1 pseudogene is annotated in these 442 nt (G+C 41.9%); it reads right to left on the bottom strand.

The window, feature by feature from the left end:
* Positions 1–442 (bottom strand): annotated as a pseudogene (locus tag AB4486_RS24200) (hypothetical protein); the annotation flags it as partial.

Below are 442 nucleotides of genomic sequence, written 5' to 3'. Positions count from 1 at the left end.
GACTAATATAAGCGTTGTTACCTGAACCATTCGCTTCTTGCTCGGTGTTTTCATCTACTTGGTAGATTAAGTCAACGGTTACCTTTCCTGATGCGATACTGTCTACTGTTGCCCCTGTGCTGCTGTCAGACAATTTCAAACGTAGTTCACCCACATCATTCTTTACACCACCATTGTTGGTGTCCAAGATTTGAACGTAGCCATTGATACCATTTGCTTCATTGGCTTTACTGATAGCTTCTTGTACGGCGTCAGTCGCAGTTTGGTCTGAACCAGAGTAGTCTATGCCAGTGGTGTTATCTGAAATATTCAGAGCACCAGCGTCATCGAAAGAAAAAACACCATCTAGAATTTCGATCGTTGATGTGCCTGTTTCATAATATGTGAAAGAGACCGTACCGGCTTCTTCATCATAATTATTAGTAGAAGCACTTGCATCTTT

The sequence above is a fragment of the Vibrio sp. 10N.222.55.C6 genome (assembly GCF_041473395.1).
GTDB classification, from domain to species: domain Bacteria; phylum Pseudomonadota; class Gammaproteobacteria; order Enterobacterales; family Vibrionaceae; genus Vibrio; species Vibrio crassostreae_C.
The sequence above is the reverse complement of the archived record's forward strand: the minus strand, read 5'-3'. Positions and strand labels throughout refer to the sequence as shown.